Origin of the sequence: Butyrivibrio sp. AE3006 (genome assembly GCF_000424165.1) — a bacterium.
Classification (GTDB): domain Bacteria; phylum Bacillota; class Clostridia; order Lachnospirales; family Lachnospiraceae; genus Butyrivibrio.
Window position 1 is genome coordinate 1 of sequence record NZ_AUJJ01000011.1, and the last position, 24,129, is coordinate 24,129.

A 24,129-nucleotide genomic window follows, 5' to 3' on the forward strand; every position below is an offset into this window, starting at 1 on the left:
AGCGTAATGACAGTAATGGCACTCCCTGAGCGTATGAGACGTTTCTATAGAACTACAAACTATCTGGAACGGCTCAACAAGGAAATAAAACGCAGGTCAAATGTGATCGGTGTATTTCCAAATGTACAATCCATTATCAGAATCATGGGAAGTGTCTTACTTGAGCAAAATGACATGTATATGGCTCAGAATAAGATATCACTCACCAGAAAAGACTTTGATGAGCTGAACAACTCGTCAGCGAAACTGATAGAGATTGCAAAGGAACAGCAACGACTTTTAGCGGCCTGACAATTGGATACCTAAAGGTAATTTACACACAATAAAGGACTTGACCAGTTACGGGAGAAATAGGTATATAAATTTGACGTAAGAGCTTTTCTTATATATGTTATGCAAAATGGCGCGTTATAAATATTTTAGGAACACTTTTGTAAAAAGAGAGAATTATATGCTACTCTAAAAATCTATATGTTTCACGAAAACAGCCCTGAGAACTTATATATTAAGTTCCCAGGGCTGTTGATTTGTAATGATTAAATAATACCTTTAAGCATGTATAATGCTCAGGGGTGCTGCGAATTTCGTATGATACAGTTCTTATTACAATGTTGCTTCTTTTATCTTACTGACTCCACTTCTCTTTCCAAAGTTCCATAATCTCCGGGTAGTGCTTGGGTGATAACAGGATTAGTGCAGTCACTATTCCAATAGCAGATGCCACAAGATTAGTCCAATCACTGATAAGCAGCTGTGTCGAAGCGCCTCCGTTTGCAGTATAGTAACTGTTAATAAGGCCGACAAAATCCAGTGTAAAATGCGCGATCATTACAACCCACAGATTAGCAGTGCGTAAATATACCGCTCCAAAAACAGCTCCAACTCCGATACAATATGCTACCTGAAAAATGCCCACCACAGGATTTTCGCCTGTTAAGATATTGGTTATATGTACTCCGGCAAACAATAATGTTGACAGCCAGAATATATGTTTTATCTGCTTCTCAGACTTGATCGTTCTCATGTAGTTGGCTATGCCGAGACCTCTAAATGCGACTTCCTCGGTAAATCCGGGCGAAAGGGCGGTTAAAAATGCAACTAGCACATTGCCAAGTCCAAATGTGTAAAGATCAATAGCGGCACCTATATAGTCGGCTATAAGTAAAGGAAGCATTACAATAATGCCCCACCTAAAGCCTTTCCAGCTAAGAAAGTTTTTGAGGTCAGGTCTGAACCAAAGTGCAAATATAATTGCTGCTATAATGACACCTATAGCGGCTCCGATACCGGACGCATTTTTCACAGTTGTACCGAATCCGATCATCTCTTTTGCATAACCCGGTATAAAATTTGAAAGTGGATTGTCTATCAGGGATGCGCCAATAGATGAAAAAAGCATAACAAAGATAAGAAGAACAAAGTATCCGATTATTGGATGATCTAAAATAGCATGTTTTCTGGTCATGTTCAATTCCTCCTGTAACATATTAATTCTTAGAACTAATAACAGTATATAATTCAGGTCTTCTGTTTTTCATCCCCCAAACTTCGCGCTGTCTGTAGCTTCGGAGCTGATCTACATCAAGTTCTACGATATAAATTCCTGCTTCTTCGCCTGCTTCAAAAACGCAACAGTCTCTTGGACCGGCAAGCTCAGGAATATAAATTACTCCGTCAAACAATGTTGAATGTCCATTGCAGTCAGGATGATTAGCGGGATAGTTACATGTAGCGATTGCACACATATTTTCGTATGCTCTGCCGCGTAGCTGAGATAAACGGTTGATTTCCATGGGACATGCGTTAGGAACAAGAATAAGCTCTGCGCCTTTAAGCATCAGTACTCTGGCACTCTCAGGGAATTCTCTGTCATAGCAGATCATTGAACCTACCTGAATACTGCCCTCTTTTGTATCAAGAGTCTCTACAAAAAATTCATCTCCTGCGCCAAGAACGCCCTCGTCATCTTCTTCTCCGAAATCACAGATATGAACTTTGGAATACCTGTACACAAGCTTGCCGTGCCGATCAAAGAGACATATAGTATTTCTCGGTTTGGGTTCATGAGCTTCAAGCAAAGTTATTGCGATAGCCATATCAAGCTCTTTTGAAAGCTCTGAAAATTGTTTTAAATAATCGCTGTCCAGAGAAAGTGCCTGTGTTTTAAGCTCAGCCTCGTTATGGGAAAACTGATATCCAATGCTCCACATTTCAGGAAATAAAGCTATATCGGCGCCTTTGTTTTTGGCTTCCTTGCAGGCTTCAATGCCGTTCTTTAAATTTTCATCTGTATTCTTTGTTGGAAGTATTTGTAAAAATGCTATTTTGAGTTTCATTTTTCGACTCACTTTCAGATTCTAAGTTTGGAAGAATCATTGATCAATACTCATCAAGGAAATTATGCCTTACGCCATTCTTTTTATATTCAATTATAGTGTCAACATGAACATTTTCAACGCTTCTGAAAATATTGGTTTCTACAAAAGGATTGGTCTTTTTTAGCTCTGCTATAAGCTTCTTTGTCTCAAGACGTTTACTGGTTGATGAACCATCGTCGTTTATGGTACTGCAGGTTTCTGTAAAGTGGCATGCGCACTGGAGGAAACGAAGCTCATTATAATCTCTCCAGGCACAGATATCCTCTTCTCTTACAAGATACATCGGTCTTATAAGCTCCATTCCCTCAAAGTTTGTACTGTGAAGCTTGGGCATCATAGACTGAATTTGTCCGCCATAGAGCATACTCATAAGTATTGTCTCTATAACATCATCAAAATGGTGACCCAGGGCTATTTTGTTACAGCCCAGCTCCTTTGCTTTACTGTAAAGATATCCTCTTCTCATCCTTGCACACAGGTAACAGGGATTTTTCTCTATTGTATCAACCGTATCAAATATTGTACTTTCAAATATTGTGATCGGTATTCCAAGTACCTTGGCGTTACTCTCAATAAGCGCTCTGTTTTCTGCAACATAACCCGGGTCCATGACAAGAAAAGTCAGATCAAAGTTTACATGCCTGTGACGCTGAATTTCCTGAAAAAGCTTTGCCATTAACATAGAATCCTTGCCACCTGAAATACAGACAGCTATATGATCGCCTTCTTCTATTAGCTTATAGATTTTACAAGCCTTGGCAAATGGCGCAAAAAGCTGTTTATGATATTTCTTCTGAATGCTTTTTTCAGCTCGCTTTATTCTTTCTTCTATATCGTTTGTGATTTCACTCATATAACTGAAATTTCCTTACTTAATCAAAATTATAAATATATGTCAGATATAACACTGAGTCAGGAATAACGTCAGGATGTATCCGTATAAGATTTTAAATTCTGTTCGTTTATTCAGCAAGGTGAAAATTTACATTTCACATTTTCATAAAAAAACAGTCCCAATACTTCTTTACATTGAGACTGTCTTTTTAAAAATTCTTATTTAAAGTTTTCTTGTATTAATCTGCATTTTCAGAAGAATCTTCTACTTCTGCACCAGAATCAGCAGCTTCATCAGTGGATGTATTCTCATCGTCTGCTTCTTCTGTGGTAGATTCTGTATCAATTGTATCCTCTACTGCTGTAGCTTCTTCTGTAGATTCAGTGCTTACCGCTTCTGAAGGATGCTTAGCAGCGTATACACGCCATCCTGCAAATGAACATAAAGCTAAAAGAAGTACTAAACTACAGATCTTCGCAATCTTAGCATTGCGTTTCTGCTTGGCAAGTCTTGCCTTTCTACCCTTTTTCTCTTTTTTGTACGCATCTACTTTTTCCTGACTCATTATTTTTGCCTCCCAAAAAGTTTTTTATCAATGAGTCAAGAATAGCAGGAAAATGTGTTTATTTTTTGAAGAATAAGTCTTAATTCGTAAATATTTAGAAGTGAAATTTGCTAACAGACTAATTTACCTTCACGCTCTTTTTCTTGCTCCAATTTGAGTAGACCTTTTGACCATTCTTCATTGAATAGGTACGGATTCTTACGTAGTATTTTGTTTTGGATTTAAGCTTTTTGATAGTAGTTTTTGTGGTCTTTACCTTCTTTATGGTAACTGTCTTTGTGACATCCTTTTTGAAGTTCTTATCGGTGCTGTACTGAATCTCATAGCCATTAATGCCCTTGTCTGTAATCTTTTTCCAATTTAATGTAATAGACTTTTTAGCTGCACTAATTTTTGTGAATTTTGTTGTCTTCTGCTTTTTATCTATTTGCGCTTCGACCTGAATCTCTGTATATGATTTTTGCGATGTCGTTGCATTGGTTTCACTATTGGAATCTGTAGCATAAATAGTTACTTCTACGCATTCAGGTGTAGAATCTGCATGGTTACTGTCGCCAACAATTTTATACCACACATAATATGTTCCCGGATTTTTAGCCTGAGGAATTGAAGAACTCCATCCAACTGTAGGAGCTGTTGTTTTGCTTGAGTTAACAGCATAATACATCGTACCACCTGTGCCGGAACCTGGTGTTACAAGGTTTTTCATAGTACCATCAGAAACAATGTTTGTAATTATTATAGGTGCAGACGTGGTCTTGGCCTGAGGAGCCGGCATGACAATTTTCTTGTATTGCATCCATCCTGAGCTGGATCCATCAAGTATTTTAGATGTTCCGGTGCCGTCATAATTAGTATAGGCAATTGCAGTAAGTTCGCTATTAACAATACCATCTTGTAAATAAAATGCTCTGTCGATTCCTTTTGCTGTAATCTTTGCATTGGATTTTATAGTAATATTTTTCGCATGAATCGCCCCACTGTTAGAGACATCTCCATAATAGTAATTATCGGTAGTAGTGATGTCCAAAGTTGCGTTATCGATTACAACGTCCTTGACTGCGTATAATCCAAAGATTTTTGTATTAATTACCAAAGTACCGGTACCGGAAATAATAATGCCTGCAGAGTTAGTAAAAATACCACTACAAGCTGTCGTTAGTTTGTTATATCCAATTAAGTTTATAGTTAAGTCTGTATCTCCGCCGTAGTATACTCCGTCTTCTTTGGTGCTATCATCATTTATAAAGCCATTCAAAGTTAGAGTATGATTGTTTTTATCATAGCTCCAATTAGACCCGCTTACTGATTCGGTACCATCCGAGAGATTTATTACTTTACTGGACACAGCTTTTGTATTTATAGAATAAATGGAAACTATGCCAAAGATTAATGCAACTGAAAGAAGATAACAAATGATTCTATGTGCTCGATTAGTATTATTCATAATGCTCCCTCCATTCCCCTGAAATTTAAGTTAAAACTGCTTATGCTCTAATATAATGATACCTAATTTCATTAGATAAAAGGCCATTTTCATGTTTATTTAATAGAAATTTTAGCTGGTATATAGGAAGGATTTTGATAATTTCGAATACAAAAGAGCTGACGTTTAAATCAGCTCTTTTGCACAACATCATTCTGAGTTTCATAGTCTCCTGTTTTTGCTTAATCAGTCAGGATAAGGCATCTGAAACACCTGCTTCTCATCATCTTTTCTGGAGTACAGGATTCCATCCTTGGAATAAAAGGTTTCGTTTTGCTCATCACAATTAAAGTATACAGCTGGCTCATAAAAGATAATGCTACCATCATCCTGCCTAAAACCAACGTATGGATTATTGACGAAACCACCGTAAATATCTACACTATTGATATTTTTTCCAAGATTTATTGTGAAGGTGAGTTTTTCGAAGGAAATTGGCGCATCATATAAGGACTCATCTTCACCTTTATAGTCTACTATTTTTTCATATAAAGGATTTTGCTTCATGTATTCTAACCTTGCATTATTCGCTTCCTCCCATTCCGGGGTACCTTCCTGAAGAGGTTTTCCATAAGGGCCTGTCCACTCTTCGAAGCCTTCATCGAATGGCTTTAGTTTAATTCCGAAAAAATCAGGAACTCCAATATTCTTGAAGCCGCCAAGTTCTGTTATTTTCTCGCCTTCATCGGTGACATCCGGAATGTCTATAGTCAATCCTTCCTCTGATCCATCCCAAAGATACTCTTCAACGAGGCCTTCATGGCTTATTTGGCCTATTGTTATTTCCAGATCTCCCATACGGATATCAGTGTTGCCTGTTAATGATCTTTTGCCGCAGGCTGTTATCATGATTAAAAAGATGAGAAATAATGCTGGAAAAATATATCGAATATGCTTCATGAAACTAGTTCTCCTGATTATAATAATAAAAATTTGTATTACTGAAAATAAACTATGAAAAATATGTTTATATGAATTGTAGAACATTATATTTTTGTGACAATACAAGTATATTCGATTATTGTTCAGAAATGTTTACGAATTATGAATGAATTAATGCATAATTCGTACTTGACAACAATTAAAGCAAGTGATTTTTTGCGCTAAAAGAAGCGATAATCGTTATTTCAGACTATCGCTTCTTTGTATTTTTTCTCTTTTTTATTCTATTTCAAGTTTTCCGTAAAGCACTTCTTTTGAGCTGTCTGCTGATGCGAAGGGCCCGGGGATAATATCCGTTCCTCTGTGATTACCAAGGAAATCAACATCAAAAGTAATAGGTGTTCCGTCAGGATTCTCGAACTTCTGCTCAGGCTCAAAGGCTTCGCCTAGAGTCTCAGTTGAGATCATGTCTACCTTGAAGGAATCAAGAACCTCGTAGATATTGGTATCAAGGAACCAGTCTCCGTTTTTATCTACAACATCTACTGTAACCTTGCCGGAGTTGTCAACAAAGGCATTTTTCTCGTTTTTCCAGGGTGTTGCACCTTCAAAATAAGCATTACCATCAATCCAAACAGGAAGATGTGAGAAATGAGCAGCCTCATGTTTTCTCATGTTGGGATACTCTTCTTCCATATCGAACTGCTTTATCCATTCATCATAAGTAGGATACTCATCCCAGCAGTATGTGCCAACCTTTCTGTTTTCAATCTGCTTCTCATTGGGATTGGAGTCGTTTTCAAGTACCCAGTCTTCAGAAGGCCATTTCTGTATGAAAATGTTGTTATAGAAGCGATCATCTCCGTGAAGAATGGTCATGAAGCCCATAACCTCTGTTCTGTGAGGAATATGGTAAGGTGTATATCTCCAGCCTGTGCCCGCACCAACCATAGTAAAGGAGCCTGCGCAGAGGTTGTGAACCATGGCAACACCCTGAGTAGCAATGCGAAGTGATACATCTGAAAGCAGGATGTTGTTATCGATAAGCGTAGGGCCGTGACCAACTTCTACGAAAATATCCTGACAGGTCATGCCGCCCTGGAGCTGTTTTGCAAAGGATGGACGTTCATTGTCATGAAGAAGGTTCTGGCTGATGCGTGTTCCCTGTGCTTCCCAGTCGCACCAGATGCCCATTGTGCAGTGATGGATGTGGTTTCTTCGCATTACAACGTCGATTGCTGCATGCATCTTGATACCTGCTATCTCTGCGCCGCCAAGCTCCATCATGTTGTTGATATGATGAATATGGTTATCTTCAATAATGCTGAAAACACCGCCCTGACGACCGATGATACCACCCTGTTCGCAGTGATGGATGTTATTACGACGGATGATATGACCGCCGATTTTTTCCTTGAGCCATCCATAGTACTGACCGCGGCATACAGAATCTCGTTCCATCTGAGTGGGGCTCTTTACATGCTTTGTTGTGTAATAGTGGTTGTTGTCAGGATCATAGTAACGACCGACACATATTCCTGCGCACTTACTGCCCCATATCTCGCAGTCTTCTATTATCCAGCCTTTACTCCAATGAGGGCTGATCATGCCGTCCTGATAAGCTGCAGGCGGAGCCCAGGTGGTAGCTGCCTTGTTGATATTAAAACCGCTGACTGTGATGTAGCCTATTCCTTCTTTTCCGGGCATAAAGCATTCGCGTCTTACATTTATCTCAACATTTTCTTTATTGGGGTCAGCGCCTCCAAAATTAGCATAAATTATAGTTTCATCATTTTCAGTATCCTGCTCGGCGTACCATTTTCTCTTTGAATTTTCGGGATCCCAGGAGCATTCATAGACTTTTGCTTCGATGCATTCATCCAAAGTTACTGCTTCATATAGAGCCTGATCATTAAGCCATACGCAGCCTGTATGTTTATTGGGAGTTGCAAAATACCAGTCGCCATAAACAAGGGTTGTATAGGGGTTATACTCGCCAAATATGCCATTCTTTACTTTGGTAACCCATACGTCACCCTCGAATTTTTTCCAACCTGTTACCTTTTCAGCACCTGTAATAATAGCACCAAGAGGTTTTTCACTTCTGTAAACTATTCTGTTTTCTTCTGTGCCGGCATTAATGGGATCAACGTATTCCCTGTAGGTTCCGGTAGCAACGATGACTTCATCGCCGGGCTTAGCAATAGCTGCAGCCTGATTTATTCTCTTAAAAGGAAGCTCAAAAGTTCCATTTCCATCATGTGTCGCATTAGCATTTACGTAAATTTTCATAGGAAATCCTCTTTTCTTAAAAGCCGGAGAAAGAAAGACCCTTTCTCCGGCTATAAAAAACCTTATGTAGGTTACAATGTGATCTGTGTTTTTACTAAATCTTCAAGGGCTTCACTGGAACCAATGTAAATAGGATACTCCATCTTCTCAAGAACCCATTCTCTATCAACGGGATTATAGTATTTAAGCTTCTCGAGAGGTGTCTTTACTGTGACAACCTTGGACTCTCCTGCCTTTAAGAATACCTTCTCAAAACCGCGAAGCTGTCTAACCGGACGATCTACAGCAGAGTTCTCAAAACCTGCATAGAGCTGAACAACTTCAGCGCCGTCTCTGTCACCGGTATTTGCAACAGCTACCTTTGCAACAAGCTCATCACCCTCAACAGCTACGCTGGGATCGCTGAATTTAAATGTGGTATAGCTAAGTCCGAATCCGTAAGGAACAAGGGGCTTAACACCATTTTTATCAAGTCTTGCATAGCCGTGGTAATACTCGTAGTACTGATCTGTGGCTTCCCAATCAACCTTTGGAAGGTCCTCTTCCTTATAAGGAACTACAAAAGGAAGTTTTCCTGAAGGATTAACATCACCAAAGATTATCTCTGCAAGGGCTGTTCCACCCTCCATTCCGGGATAATATGCCATGAGTACGGAATTTACCTTATCGATCCAGTCTGTCATCATGATCATGTTGCCGCCGATTAGAACAACAACAGATTTTTCATTGATGCTTCCTGTCTCCTGAAGGAGCTTTACATCTTCATCGTGAAGTCCAAGTCCCTTCTTTCTGTCGCCTCCGATAGAACCTGTGTAGTTATCTGTAGTATCTGATGAAATGAATTCACCCTCATCATCATGGTTATATCCGACAACATATATAACTGCATCAGCTTCAGAAGCAATCTTCTTTACTTCATCAAGGTCTGCGCCATCAGAATATAAAATTTCAGCGGAAGGAACAGCTTCCTTTATGCCCTGCAAAGGAGTTTTTACATAAGGCGGTCTAACCCAGCTTGAACCCTGATCTCCGATTACATTTGCATCTGCAAGCTTCCCGACTACTGCAATCTTCTTGATTCCTTTATCTAAAGGAAGGACGTTTTTATTTTTTACAAGTGTTATAGCTTCTTCAGCAGCTCTCTTTGCAAGCTCTATGTGCTCCTTTGAACCTACAACTGACATGTCATATTCTTTGTGGTCCTTATCAAAAGCAAGAATGGTACGAACGATTCTGACAGCCGCATCATCGATTCTGCTCTCGGGAACAAAGCCGTCTTTTACTGCCTGAACGAGTCTTGGACCAAAGAACTGTGTCCAGAGCATTTCCATATCCTGTCCGCCGTTGGCTGCTTCTACAGTATCAAGAACGCCCCAGCAAAAATCTGACATTACAAAGCCATCAAAGCCCCATTCCTTTTTAAGAACCTGACTTAAAAGGTATTTGTGATGACCGCACTGTACGCCGTTATAGCGGTTGTAAGAACTCATAATGCTTGCACAGCCTGCATCTACGCAGTCCTTAAAGTGAGGAAGATAAACCTCCTGCTCAGTTCTCTGATCGCAGGTAACACTTACCTTGAATCTGGCATTTTCCATGTCGTTAAAAGCATAGTGCTTTACGCATGCCATGATATCTTCGCTCTGAACGCCCTTTACAAGAGCAGCACCCATTCTTCCTATCTGATAGGTCTCTTCACCGTAGGTTTCCTGGCTTCTGCCCCATCCGGGATTGTAAGGAAGATTTATGCAAACGCCTGCAAAAAGATTGCCGCCAAATGCTCTTACTTCCTGTCCGATGGCGTGACCGATTTCTTCCTCAAGTGCAGGATTAAAGGTAGCGCCTCTTGCCATTGAAACAGGGAAACAGGTTGTCTGGTTATTTCCGCAAACAACACCTCTGGGACCATCCGCGAATTTCATGGGAGGTACGCCTTTATCCGGAAGTCCGCCTGCTTCATAAGGTTTTACATTATAATGGGCACCTTCTTCGGTTCCAAGAACCAGCTCCATTATTTCGCTTTCCTTCATGGATGTGGCATCAATATTGCCGGCCATGAGGCTGACCTTCTCTTCAAGACTAAGTTCCCCAACTATTTGTCTTGCTTTTTCATCGAAAGTCATTCTGTAAGTTTTATCTTTTTTCATACCGAGTTGTCCTTTCTGTTTTCACAAGGAAGTTCTGTTAGCCTTTAACAGCACCTGCCATCATACCTTTAACGAGCTTATCCTGGAACACGATGAAGAGTGTGATCATGGGAAGTACTGATAAGGTAAGAACTGCCATGATAATCGGGATATCCAGGGAATGCTCGCCCTTAAACTGACCAAGAGCCAGAGGTAATGTCTTGTGTTCGGGGCTGATAAGCAAGGTATTGGCAAATGCGAACTCATTCCACATTGAAACGCCGTTATAGATTGCAAGTGTTGACAATCCTGATTTTGATAAAGGAAGGATCATCATAAAGAAATTCTGATAGCGGTTGCAGCCATCGATTTCTGCCGACTCTTCTATCTCTCTCGGAATAGTTTTCATAAATGCTGTAAGAATGAAAACTGACATAGGAAGTGCAAATGCAACATAGGGACCTATCAGAGCTTTAAGTGAATCATAGAATCCGACTGTTGTTGTCAGCTTGAAGATAGGAATAAGTGTTACGTGCATGGGAACAGACATCATTGCTACAATGGTTGCATAGATAAAAGGGTTTAATTTAAAACTCATTCTTGCAAGAGGATATGCAGCAAACGATGAGATGATCAGCATAAGTACAAGTGAAATTGCAACAACAAGCACGCTTCGGAAGAAATATCCAAAGAAGCCATGGGTAACAACCTCTACATAGTTGTTGAAATACCAGGGATCCGGAAGATGGAAAACACCCTGCTGCAGCATATCGAACTGCTTACGGAAGGAGTTCATTATCATGAAGAAAAACGGTGTAAGCGTAAGGACAAGCTGAATCAGTGCAAAGATAATTGCTATCGTCCATGCGATCCTGGATTTTATCTTGGACATGCGATAATCAGTATCATTCGATTTTCCGAGACTGTTTATATCTACTGCCATAGTACCACCATTCAAATTGTTATCTGTCATATTTAATATTCCTCCTTAACCTTAAATACCTTGTTAAAGAGTAATGCGATTGCCGTTATCAAAATGAACATTCCGGCTGCCACGCAGGAACCGTAGCCCATGTTAAATTGCTGGAATGAAAGTTTGTACATGTATGTCGCCATGAGTTCTGTAGAACCTGACGGTCCGCCCTGTGTCATGTTCCAGATCATATCGAAGTACTTAAGTGATCCGATAAGAGACATTGTGCAGGCTGTCTTGAAAATAGGTCCAAGAAGAGGTATGGCAATCATGCGAATGTACTGCCCTCTGGTAGCACCGTCGATTACAGCAGCTTCATAGATCGTGGTATCGATGTTTCCATATCCGGCGATGAAGTAAACCATATAAAAAGGTGTGAACTGCCATGCCATAACACCGATAACTGTGTAAAGTGCATTAGGTGCTGTACCAAGTAAATCGATTGTGGTTCTTTTACCATTTATAAGTGTTGCCAGAGAAGAAATGATTCCTCCGTTTGTTGCCAAAGCATAGTTAAAAAGGAATGCTATAGCAACTGAACTCATAAGATAAGGTAAAAACCATATTACTTTGAAAATATTGAATTTCTTGCCTCCGGCATCAAGGAATGTTGCGAGCAGCATACCGAGAGGAATCTGAATAAGTATGGAAAATACCATTACTATCAGATTGTGCTGAAATGATTTCCAGAACATTGCATCCTTTAAAAGAGCTTTCCAGTTATCAAGACCGATAAATACTCTTCCTGCCGAGATGCCGTTCCATTTATATCCGCTGATAGCGAATGTATCAATTACGGGATATACTATGAAAATTGCAATCAGTAAGAGCGCCGGAAGCAGGAACACTGTTGCTGCTTTGGCTGTACTCTTTGCTTTTGCCTGAGCAAGCCCCATATTGTTACTTTTATCCACGTTATCTCCTTCCTGTCGCCCTTAGGCGAATAAATAAGCAAAACTGCCCGCAGGAAAATAGTTATCCTGCGGGCAGCGGTTTTAATATCCAGCCGCAGCTAAGTAATTAAAAATCTTATTCTATTACTCTTCTGCTAATGCCTTCTGCATTGCTTCATCCTGTTCCTGTCCGATCTCCTCAGGAGTCTTCTCAAGACCAAAGAGCTCGGTCATGCAGTTCTTATGAACTTCTGTTACAGATGCGGGCAGATACTGGTCATACCAAAGCTGTACGTTTGAAGCGTTGAAGAATACGTCTACAACAACCTTGTTACAAGGATCGTCGATACCCTGCTCAAAGCCCTTGATTGAAGGAATTGTTCCGTTTGCAACCTGTGTCTGGTTATAAGTGTCATCGTTGTAGTACTGAGTTGCAAGTACATAGCAAGCATCAAGCATATCCTGGTCTACAGAACCATCTTCCTTGAAGCAGTTGAAGGAGAATCCGTTACCGATAGCTGTTCCGATTTCAACGTTCTGAGGAACACCCTTAGCCTTAGCTTCTGCATCTTCAGGGAAACGGAATACGCCAACGTTCTCGTTGTACCACTCTTCACTGTCTGCTCTGATACCGGAAACCTGCCATGAGCCGTGAAGCATCATTGCTGCAGAGCCATCATAAAGGAGCGCTCTATCCTGGTTATCATCAGCTGTAAGAGAGTTCACACCATCCGGGAAGTACCCCTTCTTTACCCAATCCTGAATCTTCTCAGCTGCATAGATAAATGCTTCACTTGTGAAAGAGCCGCCATTTTCCTGTGTATAAGCTGCATCGAATTCAGCATTTCCTGAGTGACGGGCTACAAGGTACATGTAGTACATGGAGCCTGTCCATTTGGAAGCGTTTGCAAGAGCGAAAGGAGTAATGCCGTTTTCTTTAAGCTTTGCGCAAACTTCTTCAAGTTCATCGATGGTTGTGGGAACTTCAAGACCAAGGTCAGCAAAGATTGTCTTGTTGTAGAATACGTCACATCCTGAAAGTCCGCCGAAAGGAATAGCCAACATCTTGCCATCATAGGTTGACTGTGCTACAGCTGCGTCGATGAAATCCGGATGATCGTATTTAGCATACATATCAGTGATATCGTTTACGAAACCTGACTTGTAGTACTCAGCCATAGGGCCGCCACCCCAGTGAATGTACATGTTAGGAGCCTGTCCTGAACTCATTGCTACAACCAGCTGCTGCTTGTAGTTATCGTTCTGCTGATGAACCTGGTTAACTGTGATGTTGGGATAATCAGCCATGAATCTCTGAACAGCTGCTTCCTGAGTGCTCTTTCCGGGATCTTCTGTAGCGATATCCCAAAGCGTGATCGTCATAGGCTCTGTTGTCAGTGTAGGCAGATTCTTACCATCAGTCTGTTTGCCGGATGCTGCATCTGTAGACTCGGTTGTTTCTGCTGCGTCTGTAGTCTCAGCTGCTTCAGTAGTCTCAGTGGCTTCAGTAGTATCTGCACTTTCGGTACTTTCAGTAGCTGCAGGCTCAGATTCTGTTGTAGCAGGTGCTGATGATCCACCGCCACAGCCGGCAATTGTTGTAACAGCGAAAACTGTTGCAAACAAAGTAGCTAATAACTTTTTGCTCATACATAACCCTCCTTATGTTTTGCGCCGATATTTTCTGACAATTAGTCAGAAAATATCATTTCTATAAAACATTTATCTGTTTCTTTATGAATAAACAATAAATTATACTGTTAATTATTGCTTGTGAAAAATTGCTATCTAATATACAAATATTGCTTTCTTATTATACAAAACGACAACCATATTTAATTTATTCTTAATAAAAGGTGTACAAAATGCCATATTTTATACTTTTATCTGTTGCTATGTATGTTATAATTGCTATCAAATATAAAGTTTTTGTTTATTATTTCTCGAAATCTTTCGAAAATAATGGCAATTATGGACTTCTATGTAACCTGTCAAAAAATGCTATTTTTTCCAAATGTGGGGACTTGGAATATGAGAGTTAAATTTGATGGAACAAAGGAAAGCGTAAAACATAAGATAAATACCAGCCTTAGAATGTATATTAATCAGGAACATACTGATTATCCGCCTCATTGGCATACTGATATTGAGATAATCTGGATCAAGGAGGCTCCCTACAAGGTTGTATGCGGAACCCAGACCTATGATCTTGAGGAGGGCGACATTCTTGTGGTCTGCCCTGCTGTTTTGCATGAAATCTTCTCTCTTTCCTTTGGAACAAGAGTCTATATTCAGGCTGATTTTTCCAGGCTTTCGGTATTAAAAGAAATAGACAAGGCATTCAGACTTATGTCGCCTGCCCTGCATATAAGGAAAAAGAATTGTCCTGAGAATTTATATGCTCAGCTTTGCGATCATTTGGATGAAATAAAAGAACTGTATTTTGGCTCTGCTCCGCCTGTTCAAATGAGTGAAGGCCGCCTCGGTCATAGCCTCATGTCATTTACAGAGCTCGATCCATATGGCGAGCTTGAGATCTATTCCATACTTATGCATTTTATTGTTCTTTGTGGCAAAAACATTGCGCTTTTCCAGGCTCCTGAGGCTGCTTCGTCAGCTGCTGCATATAAAAACACTTTGTCCTTAAGTAATGTCTGTGCTTATCTTTCAGAGCATTTTACTGAGGATATATCTTTGGAGGATGTGGCAGCCTTCGCAGGATTCAGCAAATATCATTTTGAGAGGATTTTCACTGATTATGCAGGAACCACTTTTTATCAATATTTACAGCAGATGCGCATAAACTATGCTCAAACGCTGCTATCCAATCCGGAGCTGTCAATTACGGATATCTCCTATCAGTCAGGCTTTGCAAGCAGTACAGCATTTACAAGAGCATTCAGAAAAAGTACCGGATATCCTCCATCACAGTTCAGGATGCTAAATGAAGCTAAGCACCCGCTTCCTGCGAACCCAATGTTTGCAGATCTGAAAAAATGAAATATATTTCGTTTATCTTTTAATTTGAAAAAGACAATAAAAATCGCTTAGATGAGAGTGGAAGCATCTAAGCGATTTCTTTATATTGCGTCTGCAATATTATTTAATTTACTGAATTAAAACTATTTTATAGATATTACTATAGTGCATTTACTGATAGATTTAAAGTGCAATTTTTAATCATTTTACCTTGATCTTTTTATATGTGCTCCAGTTAGATATTACCTTATTTCCATCAACAAGCTTATAAGTACGAATACGAACAAAGTAGCTTTTTCCGGATTTAAGACCTTTTACTTTTTTGGATGTGGTCTTTGATTTACCGATATTTACTATCTTTGCATTCTTTTTGAACTTCTTATCAGTTGCGTACTGAATCTCGTAGCCATTGATTCCTTTATTAACCCTCTTCCACTTTAATGTGAAGGACTTTTTGCCTGCAGTAACCTTAGAAATCTTGGCATTCTTCTGCTTTTTATCAAGAGTTTCTTTATTCTGCTGTGCAGGTACTGCCTCGGTGTTAACCTGAGGTGTATTTTCTTTGGTAGGCTCAGTTACAGTTTTATCGTCTTTAGGATCAATTGGTTTATCATTTGTAGATTTTGAAATAACAAATGTAGCTTTTGAATAAAAGTATTCCGGATGTGAGCGCATTTCGTCAGGCAAAGCTTTTAATGACTTTTCACCCAGCTCTAATGTATATGTTCCCGATGTTCTGCTTGTTCCCAAAAGAATAACTGAAACGCCGTTAACATCTCCATCCTTATAAACCGGAAGTAACATAAAATCAAGATTTGAATCTTTATCAATATCCATTGTTGGCGGTTCTTCTTCGGAATAATTAAAAACTATTGACTCATCATATACGCTGATCAAATATAAAAAATTTAAAAATCCATTATACTTGTCTTCTCCAACAATAGAAGTCTCTCCTGATGTAAAATCAATAGTAACATCTCCTAAATTGTATTTTTTTATATCAGGAACTAAGTTCGGAAGTGTTACTGTTGCTGTAAATAAAAGTCCTTTATTATTATAACTTCGCTCTAGCTTCTCGGATTTAGTATCCCATTTAATTTTATTATCACAATCTAAAAAACGAATATTAAGAGGTACTTGAGAATTATTATTTAATGCTCTTACATTAACAGAAAAAATATATTTTGTATTCGGTTGAAAAACATCATTAATTGCCAGGCTACTACTGTTGCCTACTATGTACCAGTTCGCTTCCACTATCAAATCATAACCATTTTCAGTTTTAAAATAATGTTCTCCACAAAAGCCGACTTTCCCAACTTCCTTAAAAGCAGAAGGATGATGAAGCTGCATGTAAAGGATCCCCTTTTCTTCATAAGGATATACAATATCATCAGCTCGAGCATGGATTATACTTGATTGAAATAAAATGAACAGCAGAAATAGTGACAGTACAAAAGTTGGAATTTGTCTTGAATGACGTTTTTGATTCATAAAACAGCCCTCCCTCATAATAAAGGAACAAAAGTTACTGAATTAGAATAAAAGAACATATATAAATAAGAGTGTTACTCTACTATCATTGCTATAAAATTGGATAAATTCAAATCATCGGAAATGAATCCACCATCCGAAATGGTAACAGTTTCATCATTTGTATTGCTGGCAAGATATGATTCTGAAGGGCTACTGGGTTTAGTAAAGAATGTCAAAAGTGGCAATATTGTAAGAGAAATAGTCAGAACCACTATTATGACTGTACGACGTAAGTAAAAAGTATTTTCATTCATATCTCACCCTCCCATCTATCTGGACTAATGTAAATATCCAAATTGAATATAAAACTATTTAATCCGTGCAATGATAATTATATAGAAAAAACACAAGAAAAAAATTACGGAAAATGAAAAGTTTCATTCATAATTCGTACTTGACAAGAATATATTTTTGTGAAATGCAGTGTTTGAGCGTTATTCAGAACTTGAATAAATAAGAATACATACAATAATAAACTATTTATTGATCGATTATCCCCAGAAGAAACGCAGCTACTCCAAGAATCCAATGAACTATCCAAACTCCAAGAATGGTTTTTTGCTTATCGTATAGAACTCCCAATAAACCGCCAAGAACAGCGGCTCCTATCATAAACCAGAAGCCATATTCTATATGAAAAATAGCAAAAATAATGGATGCATGTATTATTGAATAGGCAGATTTGTTCCTTATTGCAATTCGTTTGAGATTTGATTGAAGAACACTTCTGGCGATGAATTCCTGAATAAATGCAGTAAATAAATAAAAGACCTGATATAAATTAAATCTTCGAATATCAAAAAAAACCATGTTCTGTCTGAAACAGATTTGGATCATATAGCTGTGCAACATATTTGACAATACATAATAAACCAAATGATAATGCACTGATTATAAGCGCAGACTTTATTATCTTCTTAGGATTATCAGTCCACAGACCTATATCGCTCCATGTAAAGCTTGTATGCCTAAGTGCAAGGAAAAATAAGAATAATCCAAGAGCATCTTCTGCCTGAACCATAAAAGCAATTGAAAAGGGCCTGCCGGTAGAATCCCAAAAGGCATAAAATAGTACCCATGCACCAATTCCGACCATTAAAATAGCAAGCATGGAAGAAGAATCATGAAACTTCTGCTCCATTTTTTTTGCGTATGCAACGGGATCTGAAGTATCATCTTTAATCTTGTGTAGCTCAGTTAATTTTATGCGCTCATGCTTTTTATGTTCATTTTCCATAAGTTCTGATATCCTTCAGCAGGCTGTTACTAAAGATGAAAAAGGCAACTACTGTAGTAAGTATATCGGATATTACCTGTGCTGAAATTACACCATTAACTCCCATAAGCTTCGATGCGATTAATATTACAGGCAGGTAAACAATACCTTGTCTGCATGCAGATAAAATAAATGCACTAAGAGCCTTTCCTGTGGACTGGAATGCACAAATAAATATGAGGCATACACCAACAAGCGGCATTCCCAGAAGCTGTAATCTTAGCATTTTAGCGCCAAGTGAAATTAGTTCAGAATCACTTAAGAACCTTGATACAATAGGGTTCGCCAACAAGGAAAGAACTATTGTAAAGAATAGTCCCGATCCGCCTGTAACAGCAATACCGAAACGTAAAGTTTTTTTCAGCCTGTCCATATTCTTAGCACCATAATTGTATCCAATAATAGGCTGTCCGCCAAAGGCAAGTCCTACAAGAACAAGAAGTGCGATATTCACAATTTTAAGTACGATACCCATTACAGCTATATTCTCATTACCATAGGGCATAAGGAATCTGTTGGTAAGCGTAATTCCAATCGTCTGCATAAGGTTTGATATACTTGAAGGTAGACCTATAACAAGTATTTCAGATAATGATGCGAATTCAGGAACAAATCCCTTAAGTGATAAGGACAATATTTTACTCTTTTTAAGAATATAAATAACAAAGAACGTACATGTAGATATATATCCGATTACTGTAGCCATGGCAGCTCCGGCAGCTCCAAAGCCTAAGGTAAAGATGAATATGGGGTCCAGTATAATGTTTATAACGGTTCCGATGATAGAACCTATCATTGATGCCATTGATGCACCCTCTGCCCTTAGAAGGTTAGTGGGTACAAGCGAGAAAATAACAAAAGTGGAACCAAGAATAAGCCATCTGTAGTACTGCTCTGCATATACGTATGTCTGCTGTGTCGCTCCAAGGATATTTAATATAGGACTTCTGAATACAAGCATAATAACAGTAAATATAATTCCAGTAATGATAGCTGTATAAAAACAGAAGGTACTCTTTTTCTTAGCTTCATCTTCTTTTCTTGCACCGAGAAGTCTTGAGATAACAGAGCTTCCACCGATTCCAAATATATCACCAATAGCCAAAAGAAGTGTAAATAAAGGTGCACAAATAGAAATACCTGCAATTAGGTCCGTATTTCCCGTTAACGCTATAAAATATGTATCTACAAGATTATATACAAGCGTAACGATCATACCCATAACTACAGGCATCGCCATTTTCATATATGCTTTTGGAATAGGTGCTTTTTCAAATAATTCATTCTGCATAACAAATAACTATGAGAGTTCGTCAAGAGTCTTACCGTATGGCTCAAGGAAATCATTCATGAAGTCTTCAACCTCCGGTAAATCCTTTTTGAGTTTATTTATAGACTTTAACGTACTCTTCTCTGCCGTTCTGAACTCACTGTTGCCGGCATTCTTCTCCTCTATACATTTTATGAGTGCTGAAAGTTTATCAGCAGCCTTCACAAGCCTTCGCATGTACTCTTCGTCCTCACCGTCCTGAGCTTTGAAAATCTCTTCGAATGCAGGCTGTAAGTCTTCCGGAAGCTTGTGCAAAAGCGAAATATCAGCGATAGCCTCAACTTGTTTGTAGGCACGCTTTATCTCTTCATTATAATACTTCACAGGAGTCGGCATGTCACCTGTAATTATCTCAGATGCATCATGATAAAGCCCTATAAGGGCAGCTTTTTCTGCATTAAGATTCTTTCCGTATCTGACATTGCCAATAATACAAAGCGCATGAGCAATCATCGCAACCTCAAGAGAATGCTCACAGAGATTCTCCTGTCTGGAGTTACGCATAAGTGCCCAGCGCTCTATATATTTCATTCTTGATATAGTTGCAAAGAAATTATAAGCCATGATGTTTAGTCTTTATTCTCGAAATCCTCTACAAATTGTGTGATAAGCTTAACAGTGCCATCTATTCCAAGGCAACTGCTGTTAATTGTAAGATCATAAGTATCAGATCTGCCCCATTTCTTTGATGAATAGTAATTATAGTAGCTCTGTCTCTGCTTATCCTTCTTAAGAATCATCTCTAAGGCCTTGTCCCTGGTAGTGATATCAGGATATCTGCTCATAACACGCTCTATCTTATCTTCTTCATCAGCATGGATAAATATATTTACTACATTTTTATAATCAGCCAATGCATAATCAGCACATCGACCAACAATTACGCATGGACCTTCATCAGCAATTTTCTTGATAGTATCAAACTGAGCAAGAAAAATCTTGTGACTGATAGGCATGTCAACAAAGCTTGATGAATTATAACCAAATGAATAGGTATCCATTACGAGATTATAAAGGAAAGAAGTTGTGGGACGCTCATCATGATCCTGAATCATCTCCTGAGCAAATCCACTTTCTTTTGCGGCTCTGGTAAGAAGTTCTTTGTCATAAAACTTAATGCCAAAATACTCAGCAACCTTCACGCCAATTTCTCTTCCGCCTGAACCAAATTGTCTGCCTATTGTAATAATTGTATTCATAACAGAACCTCCACTTCGAATGGTCTTTTAATAATACAATTATAACATATTTGAGTTTACAAAATGGATATTTTTATGCTATATAGCAACAATTATTTTAAATTGTAGTAATACTAGTTAAATTTCACTTCACTTCATCCGAATAGTAAGGAACTATTATATTAGTGCCGGCTGTAAGCTTGGCATCAGTAGATATTTTGTTGATCTTAGCAATATCATTAACCAGAGTCTGTGCTTTTCTGTAGTGAATAGAATCAAGATTGTCATTGGCAATACTCCATACAGAATCTCCGGCTGTTACTGATACAGTCTTATAATAAATGTGCTGTGTATGTGACTCATCAGCACTTGCATCAGAGAAGAATGAAAATGATAAGAACATTCCAAGGAAGATAATGATTGCTGTCATTACTACAAATATAATGATTCTACGGCGAAGCTGTCTCTCTCGTCTCTTCCTGTTATTGAGAGATCTGATACGGCTCTGTTCGATGATGTCGTAATTGCTGTATGTTCTGTTTGTTCCGTTTACTGTACCGACTGCACTGCTCATTTCATACCCTCCATTATTCGAACAAATGTTGCGAACAACTGTTCTTTAAAATAATATATCGAACATATATTCATTTGTCAACAGGAAATTCGCACATTTGTTCTTTTTGAAATCTTAAAGAAATCATTCGTTTCAGTTCATATTTTGTTCATATTTATAAAGTAATATATGTATCAAGATAGTTGATGAACGAAATCACTATCTCCCCCTCATAAGAAAATCGCAGGACACTCACATCTATGTGGGTGTTTTGTGATTTTATGAAACTTTTTCCTTATGAAGTTTTTTTATATAGTTTCCTTTATAAATTTCACCGCGGTTTCTTGAACTGTCTTTATAATAAATCACGAACTGTCCCATAAATGTCACACTTTAATATCCGTAAATAAATTAACCAAATAGCGCATATCGAATAGGCGAATATATGTTTGCATTAGTTTATAAGATATGATAAACTGAACGTAGGTTCATACTAATTGTTGGAGGGAGAATTATGTCAAAAGGGAAAATTTCAGCTAAACAACAAGAAATACTTGAATATATGAAGAAAGTTATTCTGGATAAGGGCTATCCGCCCACAGTCAGAGAGATTTGCGAGACCGTTAAGCTTAAGTCCACATCTTCTGTCCACTCTCATCTCGCATCTCTTGAGAAGAACGGATATATCAAGCGCGATCCTACTAAGCCCAGAGCAATCGAGATCTGCGATGACAGCTTTAATATGATCAGAACAGAGATGGTAAGCATACCTGTAGTTGGTCAGGTTGCAGCAGGACTTCCGATTCTTGCTGAGGAGAATATTGATACATACTTCCCTATTCCCGCATCCATGTGTCCTAAGGGAGCTGATACCTTTATTCTTAATGTAAAGGGCGATTCAATGATAAATGCAGGAATTTATAACGGGGATAAGATTTTTGTTCAGAGCTGTAATACTGCTAAGAATGGAGATCAGGTTGTAGCACTTATCGATGATTCTGCTACTGTTAAGACCTTTTATAAGGAAAGCGGTCACATCAGACTGCAGCCGGAGAATGATTCAATGGATCCTATTATTGTTGATAACTGTGAGATATTGGGTAAGGTATTCGGAGTACTTAGATTATATTAAAGATTAAGGAGGCTTGATTGAGCCTCCTTTCTTTTTTTACAAAAAAAGAAGCAAAAGCTTTTATGATAACTCTTATACTTTTGCTTCCAATAATTTATAAATTAAATCTCTTCTTTTGTGACCTTTTTACCATCGCGCCATATTCTCTCAAGGTCGTAGAATACTCTGTTCTCTTTGTCGAATATGTGAACGATGATATCTTCAAAATCCTGAAGAATCCAGAAGGCACTTTCGTATCCTTCAATATCCTTCTTTTTATAGCCTGCCTTGTAGAGTTCTTCTTCTACTCTGTCTGCCATGGCCTGGATCTGAGATCTGTTTGTTCCGTTTGCAATAATGAAATAATCACCAAGTGATGATACTTCACTGATATCAAGAATCTCGATGTCTTCGCCCTTGGTATTCTCAAGAGCTTCAACAGCGATTTTTACCATTTTCTTTGATTCTTCTAAGCTATGTGAATTACTCATTTCTGTTCTGCCTTTCTCAAATAGTATTCATAAGTGTCCTGAGTCATTGAATCGCATTCTTTATCGATGTTTTTAAGATAATTAAGAGTATCCCTGAGAATTAGAAGCATACATGAATCAAGATCGCGGAAAGCTTCCTTACGAATTATATCCATGTGTTCTAATGGCTTCCTGTTAGGTTCGATGAAATCAGCAATAAATACAATTTTCTCCAGAGTTGTCATACCGGGATGTCCTGTGGTATGCCATCTGATCGCATTTAAAATCTCTTCATCTTCTATTCCGTACTTGGTCCTTGCAAGACACATTCCGGCTTTTGCATGAATAAGTGATGGATTTCGTCTCTCCACATCCGTTATTTCGACACCGTTCTTTTTACAAATCTTAATCTGCTCTTCGTGATCTAAGTTCTTGGCACAATCATGCAGATATCCGGCAATAAGAGCTTTCTGATTATCTGCGTCAAAAATTGCAGCCATATTAGCAGCAGTATATGCAACTCCAAGAGTATGATCAAACCTCTCGGATTTTAACGCATCCTGCATTTCCTTACGGAACTTTTTGGATAATTCAAGGGTTTTCATTTCACGTAAACCTTCATATCATCTTCATCAGAAACGGTAACACCGGAATAGATATTCTTAAGAATAGCAAATTCGATAACTGCATCAGGAACCATGTATCTAACTGATCTTCCTGATAGAAGTCTCTTTCTGATATCGCTGGAAGAAAGGTCGATGTTCCTGAACTGAAGGATTCGAACATCGGCACCATATTTATCGTGAAGATAACTGCGCTGTTTATCCATATCTTCAATGGACATATTATCTCTTACAGCTGCAAGAATTATACAATTCTTGAAAATTTCTTCACTCTGATACCAGTTCTCAATCTGCTTAAAGGTATCACCTCCAAGGATAAGATAAAGCTCATCACCGGGATACATCTTCTTAAGCTCATTAATTGTATCTATGGTATAAGTGTTGCCTTCCCTGTCTATCTCTAGTCTTGAGCAGGTAAAGTAAGGATTATTATCTATGGCAAGCTTCACCATCTGATAGCGCATCTCACCTGCAGGAATCTCTTCATCCTGTTTTAAATAAGATCTTCCTGTAGGAATATAAATGATTCTATCAAGTCCAAACTGCTCTCTTGCTGCTTCACCAAGAAGTAAATGTACATTGTGAATAGGGTTAAATGTTCCGCCTACAATTCCAATTTTTCTGGGTGCCATAATATATACCT

At 38.5% G+C, this 24,129-nt stretch carries 23 protein-coding genes and 2 pseudogenes; 3 read left to right on the forward strand and 22 right to left on the reverse strand.

The window, feature by feature from the left end; translation table 11 throughout:
* A pseudogene (locus G603_RS0107245) lies at positions 1-195 on the forward strand (transposase); the annotation flags it as partial.
* Between the two features lie 430 nt (positions 196-625).
* Here G603_RS0107245 and G603_RS0107250 read toward each other — a convergent pair.
* The 11 genes and pseudogenes from G603_RS0107250 to G603_RS19620 all read right to left on the reverse strand — a co-directional run bounded on the left by G603_RS0107250 (position 626) and on the right by G603_RS19620 (position 14,080).
* Complete coding sequence (locus tag G603_RS0107250) at positions 626-1,465, reverse strand: CPBP family intramembrane glutamic endopeptidase (protein WP_026669795.1); 840 nt, start codon at positions 1,463-1,465, stop codon at positions 626-628.
* A 22-nt stretch (positions 1,466-1,487) separates the two neighbouring features.
* Positions 1,488-2,336: a carbon-nitrogen hydrolase family protein gene (locus G603_RS19610; RefSeq protein WP_051207596.1), complete on the reverse strand. Its 849-nt coding sequence runs from the start codon at positions 2,334-2,336 to the stop codon at positions 1,488-1,490.
* A 43-nt stretch (positions 2,337-2,379) separates the two neighbouring features.
* Positions 2,380-3,207: pseudogene (locus G603_RS0107260) on the reverse strand (tRNA 2-thiocytidine biosynthesis TtcA family protein); the annotation flags it as partial.
* Between the two features lie 244 nt (positions 3,208-3,451).
* Positions 3,452-3,778 (reverse strand): hypothetical protein, encoded by a 327-nt coding sequence (locus tag G603_RS19615; RefSeq protein ID WP_051207597.1) that lies wholly within the window; start codon positions 3,776-3,778, stop codon positions 3,452-3,454.
* A gap of 118 nt (positions 3,779-3,896) precedes the next feature.
* The gene (locus tag G603_RS0107270; RefSeq protein ID WP_026669797.1) at positions 3,897-5,225 is read right to left on the reverse strand and encodes a fibronectin type III domain-containing protein; all 1,329 of its coding nucleotides are present in this window, start codon (positions 5,223-5,225) and stop codon (positions 3,897-3,899) included.
* Positions 5,226-5,450: 225 nt separating this feature from the next.
* Positions 5,451-6,164 carry a hypothetical protein gene (locus tag G603_RS0107280; protein WP_026669798.1) on the reverse strand — a complete coding sequence of 238 codons (714 nt, stop codon included), beginning with the start codon at positions 6,162-6,164 and terminating at the stop codon, positions 5,451-5,453.
* A 261-nt stretch (positions 6,165-6,425) separates the two neighbouring features.
* Positions 6,426-8,438 (reverse strand): right-handed parallel beta-helix repeat-containing protein, encoded by a 2,013-nt coding sequence (locus G603_RS0107285; protein ID WP_026669799.1) that lies wholly within the window; start codon positions 8,436-8,438, stop codon positions 6,426-6,428.
* A gap of 71 nt (positions 8,439-8,509) precedes the next feature.
* Positions 8,510-10,585, reverse strand: a complete 2,076-nt coding sequence (locus G603_RS0107290) for a beta-glucosidase family protein (protein WP_026669800.1) — start codon at positions 10,583-10,585, stop codon at positions 8,510-8,512.
* A gap of 37 nt (positions 10,586-10,622) precedes the next feature.
* The gene (locus G603_RS0107295; RefSeq protein WP_330367573.1) at positions 10,623-11,537 is read right to left on the reverse strand and encodes a carbohydrate ABC transporter permease; all 915 of its coding nucleotides are present in this window, start codon (positions 11,535-11,537) and stop codon (positions 10,623-10,625) included.
* 2 nt (positions 11,538-11,539) lie between these two features.
* On the reverse strand, positions 11,540-12,451 hold the full coding sequence (locus G603_RS0107300; protein ID WP_330366846.1) for a carbohydrate ABC transporter permease: 912 nt from the start codon (positions 12,449-12,451) through the stop codon (positions 11,540-11,542).
* A gap of 123 nt (positions 12,452-12,574) precedes the next feature.
* Positions 12,575-14,080: an extracellular solute-binding protein gene (locus G603_RS19620; protein ID WP_051207599.1), complete on the reverse strand. Its 1,506-nt coding sequence runs from the start codon at positions 14,078-14,080 to the stop codon at positions 12,575-12,577.
* A 381-nt stretch (positions 14,081-14,461) separates the two neighbouring features.
* On the opposite strand from G603_RS19620, the gene G603_RS21430 reads away from it, so the two are divergent.
* On the forward strand, positions 14,462-15,430 hold the full coding sequence (locus G603_RS21430; RefSeq protein WP_026669801.1) for an AraC family transcriptional regulator: 969 nt from the start codon (positions 14,462-14,464) through the stop codon (positions 15,428-15,430).
* A gap of 180 nt (positions 15,431-15,610) precedes the next feature.
* On the opposite strand, the gene G603_RS0107315 is transcribed toward G603_RS21430, so the two are convergent.
* The 8 genes from G603_RS0107315 to G603_RS0107350 all read right to left on the reverse strand — a co-directional run bounded on the left by G603_RS0107315 (position 15,611) and on the right by G603_RS0107350 (position 21,303).
* Complete coding sequence (locus G603_RS0107315) at positions 15,611-16,903, reverse strand: fibronectin type III domain-containing protein (protein WP_242834853.1); 1,293 nt, start codon at positions 16,901-16,903, stop codon at positions 15,611-15,613.
* Between the two features lie 74 nt (positions 16,904-16,977).
* On the reverse strand, positions 16,978-17,199 hold the full coding sequence (locus tag G603_RS0107320; protein WP_026669803.1) for a hypothetical protein: 222 nt from the start codon (positions 17,197-17,199) through the stop codon (positions 16,978-16,980).
* Positions 17,200-17,425: 226 nt separating this feature from the next.
* On the reverse strand, positions 17,426-17,797 hold the full coding sequence (locus tag G603_RS23295; protein ID WP_081669859.1) for a CPBP family intramembrane glutamic endopeptidase: 372 nt from the start codon (positions 17,795-17,797) through the stop codon (positions 17,426-17,428).
* Complete coding sequence (locus tag G603_RS0107330; RefSeq protein ID WP_026669805.1) at positions 17,742-18,182, reverse strand: hypothetical protein; 441 nt, start codon at positions 18,180-18,182, stop codon at positions 17,742-17,744. The genes G603_RS23295 and G603_RS0107330 overlap by 56 nt, the downstream gene beginning before the upstream one ends.
* Positions 18,172-19,512: an MATE family efflux transporter gene (locus G603_RS0107335; protein WP_026669806.1), complete on the reverse strand. Its 1,341-nt coding sequence runs from the start codon at positions 19,510-19,512 to the stop codon at positions 18,172-18,174. The genes G603_RS0107330 and G603_RS0107335 overlap by 11 nt, the downstream gene beginning before the upstream one ends.
* Before the next feature lie 9 nt (positions 19,513-19,521).
* The gene (gene yfbR / locus G603_RS0107340; RefSeq protein ID WP_026669807.1) at positions 19,522-20,115 is read right to left on the reverse strand and encodes a 5'-deoxynucleotidase; all 594 of its coding nucleotides are present in this window, start codon (positions 20,113-20,115) and stop codon (positions 19,522-19,524) included.
* 5 nt (positions 20,116-20,120) lie between these two features.
* Positions 20,121-20,750, reverse strand: a complete 630-nt coding sequence (locus G603_RS0107345) for an AAA family ATPase (RefSeq protein WP_026669808.1) — start codon at positions 20,748-20,750, stop codon at positions 20,121-20,123.
* 124 nt (positions 20,751-20,874) lie between these two features.
* Complete coding sequence (locus G603_RS0107350) at positions 20,875-21,303, reverse strand: LysM peptidoglycan-binding domain-containing protein (protein WP_026523573.1); 429 nt, start codon at positions 21,301-21,303, stop codon at positions 20,875-20,877.
* Positions 21,304-21,796: 493 nt separating this feature from the next.
* Between G603_RS0107350 and lexA the strand changes: the two genes are divergently transcribed.
* The gene (gene lexA, locus G603_RS0107355; RefSeq protein ID WP_026523574.1) at positions 21,797-22,414 is read left to right on the forward strand and encodes a transcriptional repressor LexA; all 618 of its coding nucleotides are present in this window, start codon (positions 21,797-21,799) and stop codon (positions 22,412-22,414) included.
* A gap of 101 nt (positions 22,415-22,515) precedes the next feature.
* Here the strand turns inward: lexA and rsfS are convergent, their stop codons facing one another.
* Genes rsfS through nadD form a run of 3 tightly spaced genes read right to left on the reverse strand, consistent with a single transcriptional unit; the run spans position 22,516 to position 24,118 of the window.
* Complete coding sequence (gene rsfS / locus G603_RS0107360) at positions 22,516-22,884, reverse strand: ribosome silencing factor (RefSeq protein WP_026523575.1); 369 nt, start codon at positions 22,882-22,884, stop codon at positions 22,516-22,518.
* The gene (gene yqeK / locus G603_RS0107365) at positions 22,881-23,468 is read right to left on the reverse strand and encodes a bis(5'-nucleosyl)-tetraphosphatase (symmetrical) YqeK (RefSeq protein WP_026669809.1); all 588 of its coding nucleotides are present in this window, start codon (positions 23,466-23,468) and stop codon (positions 22,881-22,883) included. The genes rsfS and yqeK overlap by 4 nt, the downstream gene beginning before the upstream one ends.
* Positions 23,465-24,118: a nicotinate-nucleotide adenylyltransferase gene (nadD, locus tag G603_RS0107370; protein ID WP_026669810.1), complete on the reverse strand. Its 654-nt coding sequence runs from the start codon at positions 24,116-24,118 to the stop codon at positions 23,465-23,467. The genes yqeK and nadD overlap by 4 nt, the downstream gene beginning before the upstream one ends.
* Positions 24,119-24,129 lie beyond the last annotated feature (11 nt).